This window comes from Pasteurella canis (assembly GCF_020810675.1).
Classification (GTDB): domain Bacteria; phylum Pseudomonadota; class Gammaproteobacteria; order Enterobacterales; family Pasteurellaceae; genus Pasteurella; species Pasteurella canis.
Genome location: NZ_CP085871.1, coordinates 422,987 through 439,238 on the forward strand (window position 1 = coordinate 422,987; position 16,252 = coordinate 439,238).

At 35.6% G+C, this 16,252-nt stretch carries 15 protein-coding genes and 1 tRNA gene; 10 read left to right on the plus strand and 6 right to left on the minus strand.

Translation table 11 applies throughout. The features are described 5' to 3' along the window. Window positions 1-6 precede the first annotated feature (6 nt). Window positions 7-336 carry a TusE/DsrC/DsvC family sulfur relay protein gene (locus K7G93_RS01965; protein WP_226690969.1) on the minus strand — a complete coding sequence of 110 codons (330 nt, stop codon included), beginning with the start codon at window positions 334-336 and terminating at the stop codon, window positions 7-9. 100 nt (window positions 337-436) lie between these two features. Beyond that, complete coding sequence (locus K7G93_RS01970) at window positions 437-1,099, minus strand: Bax inhibitor-1 family protein (RefSeq protein ID WP_049215880.1); 663 nt, start codon at window positions 1,097-1,099, stop codon at window positions 437-439. Window positions 1,100-1,316: 217 nt separating this feature from the next. On the opposite strand from K7G93_RS01970, the gene K7G93_RS01975 reads away from it, so the two are divergent. Beyond that, window positions 1,317-1,406 (plus strand) — tRNA-Ser (locus tag K7G93_RS01975). Window positions 1,407-1,871: 465 nt separating this feature from the next. Here the strand turns inward: K7G93_RS01975 and fur are convergent. The 4 genes from fur to K7G93_RS01995 form a co-directional block, all read right to left on the minus strand. Next, entirely contained in the window at window positions 1,872-2,312 is a 441-nt protein-coding gene (gene fur / locus K7G93_RS01980; RefSeq protein ID WP_049215150.1) for a ferric iron uptake transcriptional regulator, read from the minus strand. Window positions 2,313-2,336: 24 nt separating this feature from the next. Next, the gene (fldA, locus tag K7G93_RS01985; protein ID WP_115322875.1) at window positions 2,337-2,861 is read right to left on the minus strand and encodes a flavodoxin FldA; all 525 of its coding nucleotides are present in this window, start codon (window positions 2,859-2,861) and stop codon (window positions 2,337-2,339) included. Window positions 2,862-2,866: 5 nt separating this feature from the next. Then, window positions 2,867-3,151 (minus strand): LexA regulated protein, encoded by a 285-nt coding sequence (ybfE, locus tag K7G93_RS01990; protein WP_049215147.1) that lies wholly within the window; start codon window positions 3,149-3,151, stop codon window positions 2,867-2,869. Window positions 3,152-3,266: 115 nt separating this feature from the next. Continuing rightward, on the minus strand, window positions 3,267-4,055 hold the full coding sequence (locus K7G93_RS01995) for an alpha/beta fold hydrolase (protein WP_115322874.1): 789 nt from the start codon (window positions 4,053-4,055) through the stop codon (window positions 3,267-3,269). Window positions 4,056-4,143: 88 nt separating this feature from the next. Between K7G93_RS01995 and seqA the strand changes: the two genes are divergently transcribed. The 9 genes from seqA (at window position 4,144) to dnaX (ending at window position 16,251) form a co-directional block, all read left to right on the plus strand. After that, window positions 4,144-4,758 carry a replication initiation negative regulator SeqA gene (gene seqA / locus K7G93_RS02000; protein ID WP_226690970.1) on the plus strand — a complete coding sequence of 205 codons (615 nt, stop codon included), beginning with the start codon at window positions 4,144-4,146 and terminating at the stop codon, window positions 4,756-4,758. A gap of 2 nt (window positions 4,759-4,760) precedes the next feature. Then, the gene (menE, locus tag K7G93_RS02005) at window positions 4,761-6,167 is read left to right on the plus strand and encodes an o-succinylbenzoate--CoA ligase (RefSeq protein WP_226690971.1); all 1,407 of its coding nucleotides are present in this window, start codon (window positions 4,761-4,763) and stop codon (window positions 6,165-6,167) included. A gap of 3 nt (window positions 6,168-6,170) precedes the next feature. Continuing rightward, window positions 6,171-9,515, plus strand: coding sequence for a mechanosensitive channel MscK (gene mscK / locus K7G93_RS02010; protein ID WP_226690972.1), 3,345 nt, complete (start codon window positions 6,171-6,173; stop codon window positions 9,513-9,515). A 3-nt stretch (window positions 9,516-9,518) separates the two neighbouring features. After that, window positions 9,519-10,592, plus strand: a complete 1,074-nt coding sequence (gene aroC / locus K7G93_RS02015) for a chorismate synthase (protein WP_226690930.1) — start codon at window positions 9,519-9,521, stop codon at window positions 10,590-10,592. 70 nt (window positions 10,593-10,662) lie between these two features. Next, window positions 10,663-11,520, plus strand: coding sequence for a penicillin-insensitive murein endopeptidase (gene mepA, locus K7G93_RS02020; RefSeq protein ID WP_049215137.1), 858 nt, complete (start codon window positions 10,663-10,665; stop codon window positions 11,518-11,520). Between the two features lie 9 nt (window positions 11,521-11,529). Further along, window positions 11,530-12,294 (plus strand): TSUP family transporter, encoded by a 765-nt coding sequence (locus K7G93_RS02025; protein WP_226690931.1) that lies wholly within the window; start codon window positions 11,530-11,532, stop codon window positions 12,292-12,294. A gap of 12 nt (window positions 12,295-12,306) precedes the next feature. Beyond that, window positions 12,307-13,257: a lauroyl-Kdo(2)-lipid IV(A) myristoyltransferase gene (gene lpxM / locus K7G93_RS02030; RefSeq protein WP_373316110.1), complete on the plus strand. Its 951-nt coding sequence runs from the start codon at window positions 12,307-12,309 to the stop codon at window positions 13,255-13,257. A 256-nt stretch (window positions 13,258-13,513) separates the two neighbouring features. Next, on the plus strand, window positions 13,514-14,056 hold the full coding sequence (apt, locus tag K7G93_RS02035; RefSeq protein ID WP_049215132.1) for an adenine phosphoribosyltransferase: 543 nt from the start codon (window positions 13,514-13,516) through the stop codon (window positions 14,054-14,056). A gap of 32 nt (window positions 14,057-14,088) precedes the next feature. Continuing rightward, a complete protein-coding gene (gene dnaX, locus K7G93_RS02040) occupies window positions 14,089-16,251 on the plus strand; it encodes a DNA polymerase III subunit gamma/tau (RefSeq protein WP_226690932.1) in 2,163 nt (720 codons plus the stop codon). The last annotated feature ends 1 nt before the right edge of the window (window position 16,252 follow it).

A 16,252-nucleotide genomic window follows, 5' to 3' on the forward strand; every position in this document is an offset into this window, starting at 1 on the left:
TTTTATTTATAAACATTTTACTGGTTTAGGTAGACCAGCAAGTTTGGTAGCTTGTTTTGCTGGACCATCAGGGAAAAGGCGTTGTAAATAACGACTGTTTCCTTTTTCCTCACCTAATTTTTGAGCCAGTGATTTAACAAGCATACGGATAGCGGGAGATGTTTTATACTCCTGATAAAATTGGCGTACGAAGTAAATTATTTCCCAATGAGCCTCGGTTAATTCAATTTGTTCTTGTTTAGCAATAGCTAGAGCAACATCTTCGTTCCATTGGTTTAGATCTAGCAAGTAACCAGATGAATCAGTTTCGATGTAGAGATTATTTATTTGAATCATATTTTAAATATTTTCTAAAAATTGACCGCACTTTGATTATGTGTATTATAACAAAAACGCCCCAATAATGGGGCGTTATATTTACCTATTAATCTGATTGTCAATCTTCGTTAGATAAGATTGAAAAGATATTTAATAAACTAATAAATAAGTTATAAAGAGACACAAAAATACTTACTGTTGCACGTATATAATTTGTTTCTCCTCCATGGATAATATTACTTGTTTCGTACAAAATTCCCATTGTTGAGAACACAACAAATAGCCCACTAATTGCAATATATAACATTGGTGATTGGAAGAAGAAACTTGCAATCATACCCAATAACAACACAATGAATAATGCAAAAAGAGTGCCTGATAGGAAAGACATGTCTTTTTTAGTTGTTAATACGTAAGCGGAACAAGCAAAAAAAACTGTAGCGGTGCCAGCTAAAGCAAACACTACAATATCACTTGCTCCATTACTAACATAAACATTTAAAATAGGACCTAATGTATAACCTAGAAAACCTGTAAAAGCAAAGGTGGCAAGTATGCCGAACCCACTATTGGATAGTTTATAAGTTAAAAACAATAAACCATAGAAACCCGCAAGCATAAGAATAATACCTGGGCGAGGTAAATTTAAGCTCATTGAAATATAAGCAACGATAGCTGAGAATGCGAGGGTTAATCCTAATAAAAAATAAGTATTACGTAATACTTTATGTGTATTAAGTAAGGACGTTTCTCTGCTATCAAGAACAATACGAGATTCCATAGTAAAAGCTCCTTTGTAAATGGAATAGGGCAAAATCAGATAATAGTGATAAAGTACTGGTTAGCCTACGAAAAGTCAATCTCAAAAGTTAACAATTTGATAAAATTTAGTTTAAATAAAAGACAAAGTGGGTGAAATTTCATCGTTCAAGCAAAGCCAATGTGTTTTTTAATTTACTCAATAAACTAACTGTATTATATTAACCACCCACAACCACGGAGGAATGGTCGAGTGGTTGAAGGCACCGGTCTTGAAAACCGGCGAGGGTTTACGCCCTCCGTGAGTTCGAATCTCACTTCCTCCGCCATTTTTCAATTCATTAGTCAAAAGCCAGTACAATTAATTGATTACGGCTTACTTTTTAATTAACTTCTTTTCCTTATATTTTTTTAGTACTCTATAAAGAAGAAAAATTGGTAAAATTTGAATTTCTCTTTATTAAGATAGTCATATCTAAAACTCATAAGTCCAAATTTAATTTCTATTTATACAATATTAAAGAGCTCATTTATTCATATTTCTAATTATGAATATTGAGAGAAATAGCTAAATTACTTACTCTTAATTGTTAGTTATTTTATAAATAATTAACCTAAATTTAGTCATGTAAACTTTTTGATAAGTTGGCGGGATTATTTTAGCTTATTGTGACAGAAAATAAGAGTAACTTTAATAAACCTAAACAGGCATATAAAAAGGAAACTGCACTTTAATTACTCGTTTAACGATTAAAGTGCAGATGAGATGGCTATTTTAGCGAAGTAGATAGCGATTATTTTTTGCCATTTTCATCACAGTTATTAATATCGCTACATTTGCCATAAAGATATAAGCTGTGTGTTGCTAATTCGATGCCGTGTTGTTTACTGATTTCACGTTGGCGTTTTTCAATAACATCATCATTAAATTCAAATACTTTACCACAGTCTACACAAATAATATGGTCATGATGTTCTGTAGGTGCAAGCTCAAAAACAGATTTGTTACCTTCAAAATTATGACGAGTTAAAATATTTGCTTCATCAAATTGATTTAATACGCGATAAACGGTAGCTAAGCCGATCTCTTCACCACGCTCTAGTAGCATTTTATATACATCCTCTGCAGAGAAATGCTCCATTTTGTGTTCTTGCATCAATGCTAAAATAGTTAAACGAGGTTCAGTAATTTTCAGACCAGCTTTTTTCAATAGTTTGATATTTTCTTCAGACATAGTTGCCCCTTCTATATTTTACATTTAAGCAAGTTCTGCTAAACACATTTCATCAAAAACTTGTTTAACCCATTTTTCCACACGTTCAGCGGTAAGTTCTGGTTGACGATCTTCGTCAATACATAAGCCAACAAATGTATTATCATCAATTAATGCTTGTGATACCTCAAAAGTATAACCTTCGGTAGGCCAGTGTCCTACGATGATTGCACCTTTAGGTTCAATAATATTACGTACAGTTCCCATTGCATCACAGAAATATTCTGCATAGTCCTCTTGGTCACCACAGCCAAAAATTGCAACTAATTTATCTGTAAAATCTATTTCTTCTAGAGTAGGGAAAAAATCATCCCAATCACATTGAGCTTCGCCATAGTACCATGTTGGAATACCAATCATTAAGAAATCGTATGCTTCGATATCCTCTTTTGTACTTTTAGCAATGTCACGAATATCGACGAGTTCATTACCAAGTTGTTTTTGAATCATTTTGGCAATATTTTCAGTATTGCCTGTATCACTGCCATAAAATAAACCAACAACAGCCATCTTTATTACCTATGTTCTTGAGTATTAAAATAATTTTGTAAAATAGTTACAATTATTTCTGATCGACTAACATTCAACGTTGTCGCCAAATCTTCTAGTTGTTCAACTAAATCCATATGTAACTTTAGCTCAACACGTTTTAATCCAACGGATTTATCTCGTTTTAATTGATTACGTTTGTTAATACGAATTTGCTGTTCACGACTCAGTGGATTTGTTTTGGGGCGTCCAACTTTGGGAGTATTAGCAAACAGATCTAATGTAATACAATCTGCATCTTGTTTTGCCATGTGTCAAATCACTGAAAACTTGTGGCTAAGTGAGAATGATAAGCCACAACTGAATTAGTGCTGAACTATAACACAATTCATATGGGATTAAAACACGAATTTCTGTGTTAGTTATCTATTTGTTTGATATTAAAAATCTTTCAATTGCTCGAATAACAAAATCAGGTTTCTCTGCATGGACCCAATGTCCGCATCCATTGATTGTAAAAGAGCTGGCATTAGGAAACTGAGCTAGAATCTGAGCTGTATTTTCTGGCTGAATATAATGAGATAGACCTCCACGAATAAATAAGGTAGGCAATTCGACATAACAATTTTGCCAGTCCATAAGATGGGCGTAATTCTGTCTTAATGCACTTAAATTGAAACGGAATGATTCGGGGGATTGGTTATCAAATGATTTCAACATAAATTGTTGAACAGCCTCTTCTGATATATATGTGGCAAGTATTTTTTTCGCCTCTTGACGCGTTTGTACTTGGGCTGTATTTACGGCCAATAAGCCTGCAAATACATTATCATGACCATTGTGAGCATATTGAATTGGTGCAATATCTATAACGATTAATTTTTCAACTAAATCAGGGAAGAATGCTGCCATTTTCATTGCTGTTTTCCCCCCCATAGAGTGCCCAATTAAAATGACTTTATTGAGTTGAAGGTGATGAATAAGGTTTGCAAGATCTTGTGCCATTAAATCGTAATTCATTTCATGACTATGAAAACTTTGTCCGTGATTACGTAGATCAACACGAAGGATTGGATAGTGTTCGCTAAATGCGCGCGCAATTGTGCCTAAATTATTCATATCACCAAATAAGCCATGAATGAATACCAGTGTTGGTTGATTAATTGCTTGTTTTAATTGGTGAAACTGATAGTTTAATAAAGATTGTTTAGACATAATTTGTATGGATTGTGTATAGAGTATTTGTAAATTAATCGTTATAATGTGGCAAAATCTGAAAGAGATCAAGCAAGTGGAGGAAAAAATGAAAATTATTGAAGTTGATGAAGAACTTTATCAATACATTGCGAGCCAAACGCAATCTATTGGCGAAAGTGCATCTGATATTTTGCGCCGTTTGCTTAATTTTTCTAATAAAAATATGCCAAAGCCTGAGGTGGTTTTGGCACAAGACGTCGTGAAAGAGGTTGTTACTACTACACCAGAGGTAAAGCAAACTATACAATCTGAAATAGAAGAGCCTAAAGTACTGCCTAAAAAACAATCAGATGAGTCTATTCAGCAAGTTACACTTAAAGTCCGTAATTTATTAAATTCGGTTGACTTCCAACAAGAAACAAAGGCGGTTGTTCGTTTTTTGAAAATTTTAAGTGTACTGTATCGCACAAATCCAGAAAGTTTTGCACAAGCAGCGGAATCTCTACAAGGTCGAACTCGAGTTTATTTTGCTCGAGATGAGGCAACATTGCTACTAGCAGGTAATCACACTAAGCCAAAACAAATTCCAGATACACCTTATTGGGTAATCACTAACACTAATAGTGGGCGTAAAATGTTAATGTTAGAAGGTGCAATGCAATCTATGCATTTACCGACAGACTTGATTGAAGACGTTAGAACTTATTTTATTGCAAATTAATAATGTTTCCTTGGCAACAATTTGCACGTAATCCTAAAATGATGAACCAAATCGCCTTGCAAGATTCGCAAGGCGAGGTTTTTACATGGCAACAACTTAATTATGTGATTCAGCAATATACTGCTATTTTACAAGAGCAAGGTGTAGCCTTGCAAACAGGCGTTGCTTTATATGGTAAGAATGAGCTAAGGTTGCTCTTGCTTTATCTTGCCGCGATTCAATTAGGCGCCAGAGTCTTACCCATTAATCCAGCTTTTCCAATTGATAAAGTTCAGCAAATTTGTAGTGATGCTGATATCGCTTTCTATTATTCTCCCACGCCATTAGCTTTAATAAATTGTCAGTCTATTAACTTTGATATAAAAGTGACATGCAATGAAAATGTGTTAAAAGAGCGGTCTGTTTTACAACATTTTTTACTGCCAGCAACAATGACATTAACTTCAGGTTCAACAGGTAAGGCAAAAGCTGTGGTACATCATATACAAGCACATCTTGATAATGCTATGGGAGTTTGTCAGTTAATGCAGTTTCATGCTCATCATAGCTGGCTACTCTCTTTGCCCCTTTATCATGTTTCTGGGCAAGGGATCATTTGGCGTTGGTTACTGACTGGGGCAAGATTAAATTTTCCACAAACTGATTTTTATGCTTCAGTTTGTAGAAGCTCTCATGTTTCTTTAGTGCCGACCCAACTACAGCGTTTACTTGCATATTGGCAAGCATATCCATCATGCCAATTTATTACTCAGCATATTTTATTAGGTGGCGCGCATATTCCTGTGGAATTAACACAGCAACTAATGAAAAGAGGAGTATTCAGCTATTCAGGCTATGGTATGACAGAAATGGCATCGACGGTATTTGCTAAATTAAGTGATGAAAAAGATGGTGTTGGTCAACCTTTATTAAATCGTGAATATCAGCTAGTGAATGATGAAATTTGGTTAAGAGGGGCGGGACTTGCAATGGGATATTGGCAAGCGGGGGGTATTATCCCGTTAACTAACGAACAAGGTTGGTTACAAACTAAAGATAAAGGAATATGGCTTGATAATGAGTTGGTAATTTTAGGACGAGTTGATAATATGTTCATTTCTGGTGGGGAAAATATTCAGCCAGAAGAAATAGAGCGTGTTATTCAGAATTGGCAATATGTTAAACAAGTCTTTGTTTTACCTAAAGAAGATCTTGAATTTGGTCAACGTCCTGTCGCTTTTGTTGAATTTTTTCAGCCTTTTTCAGTTGCATTAGTTACTGAATTACAAAATTGGCTAGTGAATAAATTAGAAAAATTTAAACAACCAGTGCAGTACTTTGCATTGGATACACACAAGTTGCAGCAAGGTGCAATTAAAATTTCTCGGGCAAGATTAAAGCTGGAATTACAGCATTTATTAGGGAAGTAACAGATGAAAAAGAATTTATTAATGAATTTATATTTTGTGTTGAGCTTATCCTTTATGTTTAGCTCACCTTTATTATTTGCACAGATTCCAACAGAAAGTGATGTGCAAGCTCAGTTAAAAATTGCCAAAAGTGCAGACCTTAACGATCCTAATAATAAAATTGTAGTACAAAATTTAGAGGAAACCCTAGCTTTACTGGGAAAAATTGAAAAGCAAAAAGCAGACACAAAAGCTTTACAGACCCGTATTGATAATGCAGTAGAGCAGACATCAAAAGCACAAGAAAATCTTGTAAAATTAAAAAATAAGTCTATTTCTTCATCAGAAGTGTTAGAAAAATTATCCTTAGCGGATTTACAAGCAAAATTACTTACAACTCAGCAAGATTTACAACAAGTACAAGCGGGTACAACAAGTTTAAATACCGAGTTAGTAGCTTTGCGTACTGCACCAGAACGAGCACAAGTTACGTTAAATACGAATTTAACACGACTTCAAGAAATTAATAAGTTACTTACTAACCCTGATATTTTACCGACTGGACAACTTAAATTTGAAACAGAGCTGGAGTTATTAGAATTACAGAATGTGTACAATAAATTGTTACTACAAGGTAATAATGTTTTAACCACATTGTATACAGTTCAACTTGAAGAGAAAAATGTAGAGCAAGCACAGTTACAAGAGCAAACGAAAGCATTGCAGGATGCTATTAATCAAAAATATTTAAAAGAATCACAACAACAAGTAGAGCAATTAACGAAATCTCAGCAAGATAATAAAGATACTCTACATCCCGAAATTGCTCATCAGTTAGAGATGAATGTGAAATTGAGTCAAGAGCTTGTGCAACAAACTACAGAAATGAACAGTTTGTCACAAGATAATTTACGTATTAAAAATGTACTTAATAATTTACAGCAGACTCAACGTAATATTGAAGATCAAATTAGTGCGTTACAGGGTTCACTAATACTTTCACGTATTATTAATAAACAAAAAGAGTTGTTGCCACAAGATGAAATGATAAGTGGACTTTCTAAACGAATTACAGATTTACGAGTAAAGATTTTTGATTTAACAGAAGCTCGCGATAATTTGTATGATACTCAAAATTATATTAATCAACTTGAGACAAGATCACAGTTCAAATTTACATCTGAAGAGAGAAATAATCTTGACTCTGTTTTACAAGAGCGTCGTAAATTACTATCCGATATTATTGGTTCATTAAATAATCAACTCAATTTAGTGATAAATATTGAGCTTAATCAAAAACAAGTTGCTTTAATTAGTGATCAGCTACAAAGTAAATTACAGCAACAAAGTTTTTGGGTCAAAAGTAATGCGCCAATGGATTTAGATTGGATTAAAAACTTTTTACCTGCTTTCCAAATTGAAACAAAAGAAATTATTAAACAAATCAATTTCTCTAATTGGCGTGAAGACCTACTTCCTGCCGCACTATTAATGGCTTTTTTATTAGTGTTAAGTACATTTATTCAGCTACAGAAAGTAAAAATTAAGCAGCGTTTAACTCATATTAATCAACGAATTAATACATTAAACTCAGATAGTCAGCTACATACACCTGAGGCATTGTTTTGGACATTCGTATTATGTTTACCAAGCACTTTGTTATTCTTAGCATTTTTAGTCTTAATGGTTTATATCTGTTTTGAAGAACCACTCAGTGTAGCAAGTTGGGTCATCAGTATGGGGGGGTATTGGTGTTTCTTCGCCTTTATGTTATCGCTGTTACGCCCAAACGGTATTGCATATCGCCACTTTAATATGCCCAAAGAAAGTGTTGATATGTTTTATCGCGTGTTCAGTCGGTCAGTCTGGATATCCGCACTTTGGATTAATGCCTCGATCTTTACACATTTAGAAACAGGTATTACGAATGATGTTATTGGACAGGTCATGACTATTTCTGTGTTGTTTATTTCTTTGTTAATCATTGGACCTCGTATTCAGCATGCGGTGAAATCTTATGAACACTCTTCGGAAGATAGAACGAAATCAATTCATATGATTTTAAAAATTGGCCGCTTTTTCTTGGTTGGTGCACCAATCATCTTAATTATTTTAGTTGTTATGGGATATTACTATACCGCACTTAATTTAATGGAGCATTTGATGTCCTCCTATTTTGTTGTAGTGATTTGGTTAGTATTAAAGAATACGATACATCGTAGTTTAACTGTATCTTCTCGTCGCCTATCTTATAATCGTATGAAAGAGAAATACGAACAGCAACAATCTTTAACTAAAGTCGAAACAGAAGAAGAACTTAGGATAGGCATCGATTTACAGCAAAATGAAAGCTTGGGGATTGCACAAGTAAAAGATCAAGTATTGCGTGTAACAGACCTACTATTAACGGTTATTTTACTAGGTATGCTGTATTGGGTTTGGGCTGATTTAGTAACAGTGGCTTATTATCTACAGGGTGTTACTTTATGGCAGCAAAGTGTAGTGACTGCTGCTGGTACCGTGATGGAATCAATTACATTGTTAAATCTATTACTTGCAGTAGTCATTTTAATTGCAATGTATGCGTTAGTACGCAATATCGGCGGCTTATTAGAAGTGTTAATATTTTCTCGTATTAACTTTTCGCAAGGTACGCCTTATACGATTACTACATTAGCTACTTACTTTATTATTGCTATTGGTGCAGGGTTAGCTTTTTCAACTTTAGGCATGTCTTGGTCTAAATTACAATGGTTATTTGCTGCACTTTCTGTTGGTCTAGGGTTTGGTTTACAAGAAATCTTCGCTAACTTTGTTTCTGGACTGATTATTTTATTTGAACGTCCTGTACGTATTGGTGATGTGATTACGATTGGTGAATATTCTGGTACAGTTTCAAAGATTCGCATTCGTTCGACTACTTTAATTGATTTTGATCGTAAAGAAGTAATTGTGCCAAATAAAGCTTTTGTGACAGAGCGTTTGGTTAACTGGGCGTTAAATGATTCAATTACACGAGTTGTAATCAAGGTTGGCGTAGGCTATGGCTCAGATTTAGAATTGACGAAACGTTTATTACTACAGGCTGCAAGTGAATGTGATCGTGTGTTAAGAGAACCTGAGCCAGTCGTTTATTTCTTAACATTTGGCGCTAGCTCACTAGATCATGAGTTACGTTTATATGTAGGTAAATTAGCAGATCGTAATCCAACAGTTGATTTCTTAAATCGTCGTATTAATCAATTATTTGAAGAAAATGGTGTAGATATTTCATTTAACCAATTAGATGTATTTATTAAAAACCAAACAACAAATGAAGAAGTGAAAATTAATCAACAATGTTTTCCAGTAAAAAAACAAGAAGGGTAAACTATGGCGGGAAATAGTATTGGACAGCTTTTTCGTGTCACGACATTTGGTGAGTCACATGGTGTGGCTTTAGGCTGTATTGTTGATGGTGTTCCACCAGGGCTTAGTTTATCAGAAGCAGATATTCAACCCGATTTGGATCGTCGTAAACCAGGTACTTCTCGGTATACAACCCCTCGCCGTGAAGATGATGAAGTTCAGATTTTGTCTGGGGTATTTGAAGGGAAAACAACGGGTACGAGCATTGGGATGATCATTAAGAATGCGGATCAACGCTCACAAGATTATAGTGAGATCAAAGATCGTTTTCGCCCTGGGCATGCTGACTTTACTTATCAACAAAAATATGGCATTCGTGATTACCGTGGTGGTGGGCGTTCTTCTGCACGGGAAACGGCAATGAGGGTAGCTGCTGGTGCAATAGCTAAAAAATATTTACGTGAGCAATTTAATATTGAAGTGCGTGGTTTTTTATCACAAATTGGTGACGTGAAAATTGCACCACAAGTTATTGAAGAAATTAATTGGCAGCAAGTTAATAGTAACCCCTTCTTCTGCCCTGATCAAAATGCAGTAGAAAAGTTTGATGTGTTAATTCGTCAGTTAAAAAAGGAAGGAGATTCGATTGGAGCTAAGCTCACAGTGGTTGCTGAAAATGTCCCTGTTGGTTTAGGAGAGCCAGTTTTTGACCGTCTTGATGCAGATCTTGCACATGCATTAATGGGGATTAATGCAGTTAAAGCAGTTGAAATTGGTGATGGTTTTGCTGTTGTTACACAACGAGGTTCACAGCATCGTGATGAAATGACTCCAAATGGTTTTTTATCGAATCATGCTGGAGGCATTTTAGGGGGAATTAGTTCTGGACAACCGATTATTGCGACTATTGCTTTGAAACCAACTTCAAGTATTACTATCCCTGGACGTTCAGTGAACCTACATAATCAGCCTGTTGAAGTCGTGACAAAAGGACGTCATGATCCTTGTGTTGGGATTCGTGCAGTCCCTATTGCAGAAGCAATGGTTGCAATTGTATTACTAGATCACTTATTAAGACATAAGGCACAAAATCGTTAGTCGTTTGTTTAATTTAGCACTAATACTAAGCCATAACTGATTAGATAGCTGTATCATATGAAGAGGACGTATGAAAAAATTATGTAAAAAGATAATAATTTTGACCGCACTTTTTTCAATTTTTAGTGCTGCCTCTTATGCTTCACCACAAGAGTGGCAGAAAATTAAGCGTCCTATTCCTGGTAAACCAGAACCCATAGGAAGTTATTCCAATGGCTGTATTATCGGCGCTGAAGCCTTGCCCTATAAAGGCGAGGGGTATCAAGTGATCCGTAAAAATCGTAACCGCTATTATGGACACCCTGATATGATTGAATATTTGCAACGCTTAGGTAAAAGAGCTAAATCAGCGGGTTTACCGACGATATTAATTGGTGATATTGCGATGCCTGGTGGGGGACGTTTTTTAACAGGGCACGCTAGTCACCAGATGGGGCTAGATGCAGATATTTGGTTGCGCATGGGAACGATGTCAGATAAAGATGCATTAAATTCAGATGGTAAAGGATTATTAGTCGTCGATAGAAAAACACAACGTGTCGATGAGAAGAAATGGAATCACCACCATGCAACATTGATTAAATTGGCAGCACAAGATCCTAATGTAACAAGGATTTTTGTGAATCCAGCGATCAAATTAAAACTTTGTCAAAGCGCTGGAAATGATCGGGCATGGTTACATAAAGTACGTCCTTGGTTTGGCCATGATTCACATTTTCATGTCCGTCTAACTTGTCCTAAAGGGGCAAATTATTGTGAAAATCAAGCACCAGTCCCATCTGGAGATGGTTGTGGGGCAGAATTATATTCTTGGTTTGAACCTGTTAAACCTTCCAAAACACCAAGTGAGCCTAAAGTAATACCACAAGCACCACCGTTATGTCAGCAAGTGTTAAATGCACCAAATCGTAGCGAATGGTTAGAATAAGGAATATTCATGGAATTTAGTTTCGAAATTATTATATTGTTATTCTTTGTCGCCTTTATTGCTGGTTTTATTGATGCGATCGCTGGTGGAGGCGGATTGATTACTATTCCCGCATTACTGATGGTTGGTATGCCGCCCGCTTTAGCTTTAGGTACAAATAAATTACAAGCTTGTGGTGGTTCATTTTCCGCCAGTTTATATTTCTTACGTCAAAGAGCGGTCAATTTATCAGAAGTTTGGTTAATTTTATTAATGACTTTTATAGGTGCTTCTTTCGGTTCGATTCTTATTCAGTTAGTCGATAGTGCAATGATTAAAAAAGTCTTACCTTTCTTAATTTTAGCTATCGGCTTCTATTTTTTATTAACACCAAAGTTAGGCGATGAAGACAGGCAAAAACGTATATCTTATAGTATGTTTGCTTGTAGTGCTGGCTTGGGTATTGGTTTTTATGATGGTTTTTTTGGACCGGGTACAGGCTCTTTACTTAGCCTTGCTTTTGTCATGCTGCTTGGTTTTAATCTTACTAAAGCGACGGCTCATGCAAAAGTGCTGAATTTCACCTCTAATATTGCTTCATTAATTTTCTTTTTTATTGGTGGACAAATTATGTGGTCTGTAGGATTCGCTATGATGGTAGGACAATTTATTGGCGCAAACTTAGGTGCCAAAATGGTACTCGCAAAAGGAAAAGTCCTTATTCGCCCAATGGTAGTCATTATGTCTTTTATCATGACAATTAAGATGGCATATGAGCAGGGATGGTTTAGCTAAACAGGAATAAATATGTCAGAAGAAGAAATACGTTTAACTGCGAGAGTGGGCTATGAACCACGTTTTTCATGGTCTTATTTGTTACCACAGTATTGGGCAATTTGGCTTGGTATTTTAGGCTTGTTAATTCTAGCGTTTGTTCCTTTCCGTTTACGTGATCATTTAGCGCGTAAAATTGGTATGGTGGTTGCACACAAAGCGAAAAAACAACGTCATCGGGCAAATGTTAATTTACAATATTGTTTTCCTCAATGGAGCGAAGAACAGCGTGAATCTGTCATAGATGAAATGTTTGTTACAGTGACGCAAGTGATGTTAGGAATCGGAGAAATCGTCATTCGATCTAAGCAACATTTACAAAAGCGTAGTCAATTTGTAGGACTAGGGCATATTCTAGAAGCGCGTTCACAAGGAAAAAACATTATTTTGTTAGTGCCACATGCATGGGCAATTGATGCATCAGGTATTATTTTGCATGCTCAAGGTATGCCAATGACCTCGATGTATAATCCACATCGTAATCCTTTAGTCGATTGGTTATGGACATTAGCCCGCCAACGTTTTGGTGGTAAGATGCATGCTCGTCAGAACGGAATAAAGCCATTTTTAACTCATGTGAAAAAAGGTGAGATGGGCTATTATTTGCCAGATGAAGATTATGGTTCAGAGCTGAGTGTATTTGTCGATTTTTTTGCAACATATAAAGCAACCTTACCTGGCATCAATAAAATAGCACGTTTGACAAAAGCAGTTGTTATTCCAATGTTTCCACGTTATAACGCTGTATCGGGTAAATATGAAATAGAAATTCATCCTGTAATGGAGTTAACTGAAGAACCAGAGCAGGCTGCGCGTGCAATGAATGAAGAAATTGAACGTTTTGTTACACCAACACCAGAACAGTATGTCTGGATTTTACGTTTATTGAAAACGCGTAAAGATGGTACTGATATTTATCGCTAGCTGATTTAACTTGATGACTGCATACCATGATGTAAAAGAATATCATTTTTTGTATATTGTTTATCAAAGCAGTAAAAAACTATAAAAAAGATTGTTAAAAGCTAGCAAAAAAGTATGAGAAAGGTTTGAGTTAGGTTGTTTTTTTTGCGACAATGAGAAGCAAATTTTTGATTAAATGTTTGTAATTTACATCTGAATGTATCAAATTGAAATTACAAATATTTTTTGTTTTTAACCGCACTTTTTAGGCAAAACAATGAATAACAAACTCGCTTTAATTAAATCTTCTATTAAGTCTATTCCAAATCATCCAAAAGAAGGTATCATTTTTCGTGATATCACGAGTTTATTAGAAGTACCAGAAGCCTTTCGAGCTGTAATAGATTTAATTGTTGAACGTTACAAAGATAAAGGTATCAGCAAAGTACTTGGTACAGAATCTCGAGGTTTCATTTTTGGCGCACCAGTTGCATTAGCATTGAATGTACCTTTTGTTTTAGTCAGAAAGCCAGGAAAATTACCTCGTGAAACAATCGCACAATCTTATCAGTTAGAATATGGTCAAGATACTTTAGAGATCCATACTGACGCAATTCAACAAAATGACAATGTTTTGATCATTGATGATTTATTAGCAACTGGTGGGACGATTGAAGCAACGGCCAAGTTAGTTGAGCGTTTAGGTGGCGAAGTCAAAAATGCAGCGTTTGTGATTAACCTACCTGATTTAGGTGGAGAAAAGCGTTTAAATAATCTTGGTATTAAAACTTATACTTTAGTAAATTTTGAAGGGCATTAATTTAAACTTGTAGTTTTAAAAAAGGGAAATAAATGAGCTATCAAGTATTGGCAAGAAAATGGCGACCAAAGACGTTTAGTGATGTTGTCGGACAGCGTCATATTTTGGCAGCACTTTCCAATGGCTTGAAAGAAAATCGATTACATCATGCCTATTTGTTTTCAGGTACGCGCGGAGTTGGGAAAACCTCAATAGCGCGCTTATTTGCAAAGGGGTTGAATTGTGTTAATGGTGTAACAGCAGATCCTTGTGGACTGTGTGAACATTGTAAAGCAATTGAAGAAGGACATTTCATTGATTTAATTGAAATTGATGCTGCATCACGTACGAAAGTAGAGGATACGCGAGAGTTACTGGATAATGTGCAGTATAAGCCAGTGCAAGGGCGTTATAAAGTTTATTTAATTGATGAAGTACATATGTTGTCGCGTCATTCTTTCAATGCCTTGCTTAAAACCTTAGAAGAGCCACCAGAGTACGTTAAATTTTTACTTGCTACGACCGACCCTCAAAAACTGCCTATCACGATTTTATCGCGCTGTATGCAATTTCATTTGAAAGCATTAGAGCAACAACAAATTGCACAGCATCTTGAGTTTATATTAAAACAAGAAAAAATTCCTTTTGAGTTTTTAGCATTAGATAAGCTTGCTAAAGCTGCTCAAGGCAGTATTCGTGATAGTTTAAGTTTAGCAGATCAAGCAATTGCTATGAGTAATAGTAATGTTACCTTATCGATTGTGAATGAGATGCTTGGCTTATTAGACGACAACCAAGCATTAGATATTATACATGCCTTACAGCAAGGGCAGGGTGAAATATTGATGCAAGCAGTTCAGGCTGTGGCAGAAAAAGGAGGGGATTGGAACGAACTTTTACGCGATATTGCAGAAAACCTACATAAAATTGCAATGCAGCAGTTACTACCTAATCCGCAAATTGATGATAGTAGTCAAATCGGTTTTTTAGCTAGTCATATTTCACCTGAAGATGTTCAGTTTTTTTATCAAGTTGTTTTAACTGGACGTAAAGAATTAACATTAGCACCCACTCCCCGTATTGGTGTTGAAATGACATTATTACGAGCTTTGGCTTTTCATCCAAAGTTAGTCAATGTTGCTCTTACATCAACTCATGACTCAGAAAGTAAAACAGAGGTAAAATTAGTTAAAAGTGCCAATTCGGCTGAGGCAGCCTATGTTGATATGCCTGTGGTATCACAAACTATTTCTGCCCAATATAAGCGTAATATAAAAGCGCCAATTAGCGCGGAAACTCATCAATCTAATTCCGTTCAATCTCACCAGTATGAAGATAATCATTCCATAGAATATTCTGCAGCTTTAGATGCATTAGCCCAGATTGATAAATTAGATGAACTAAGCCTCACTTCTCAAAACGAAAAAAAAAAACGTAGCCAGCCCTCTAGCATAGTTAGTCCTGTATTGGATACGTTGGTTGTTGAGGATGAAAAAAAACTCACCGCACTTCCTGTGATTGGAATGAAGAAAGAGTTGGTAATCCAGCGGGAAAGGGTCGCAGTAAATCCAGTAAAACCTTCAGTGGCGTTTCAACAAAAACTGACAGAATTGGCTCCTCATCATTTAAAAACATCTAATATAGAGACACTTGATGAAATAGAAGAATTAGAACAAGAGGTGTCTAGTGAGGATAATTTTGCAGAAACCTATCGTTGGGAATGGCGTAATCCTGAATTGGCAAAGATGCAAGAAGGGGTAAAACCCTCTGATTTAAAACAGTCTTTAGAACAAGATATTACACCAGAGCTACGAGCTAAAGTAGTTGATATTGCGCGCGCTCAAGATTACTGGACCGATCTGGTTGAATCATTGAATGTGAATAACTTAACAAAAGAGTTAGCTCTGAATTGTCTTTTAATTAAACAAACAGATAAGCAGATTTTATTAGGCATTAAAGCTGAAAAACATCACTTGAATACGTCTGCTGCATTACAAAACTTGCAACAAGCGCTAGCTCAATTTCAGCAAAAACAGATTTCGCTCTCTATTGAAGTAACAAATAGTGAACAGCTTACTCCAACGGATTGGTATCGTCAGACTTATAAAGCATTACGTGAAAAAGCTAAACAAGATTTACAGCAAGACGATAATTTACAACTCTTTTTAAAAGAATTTAATGCAGAATTAGATCTAACAACAGTAAAACCTGTATAAA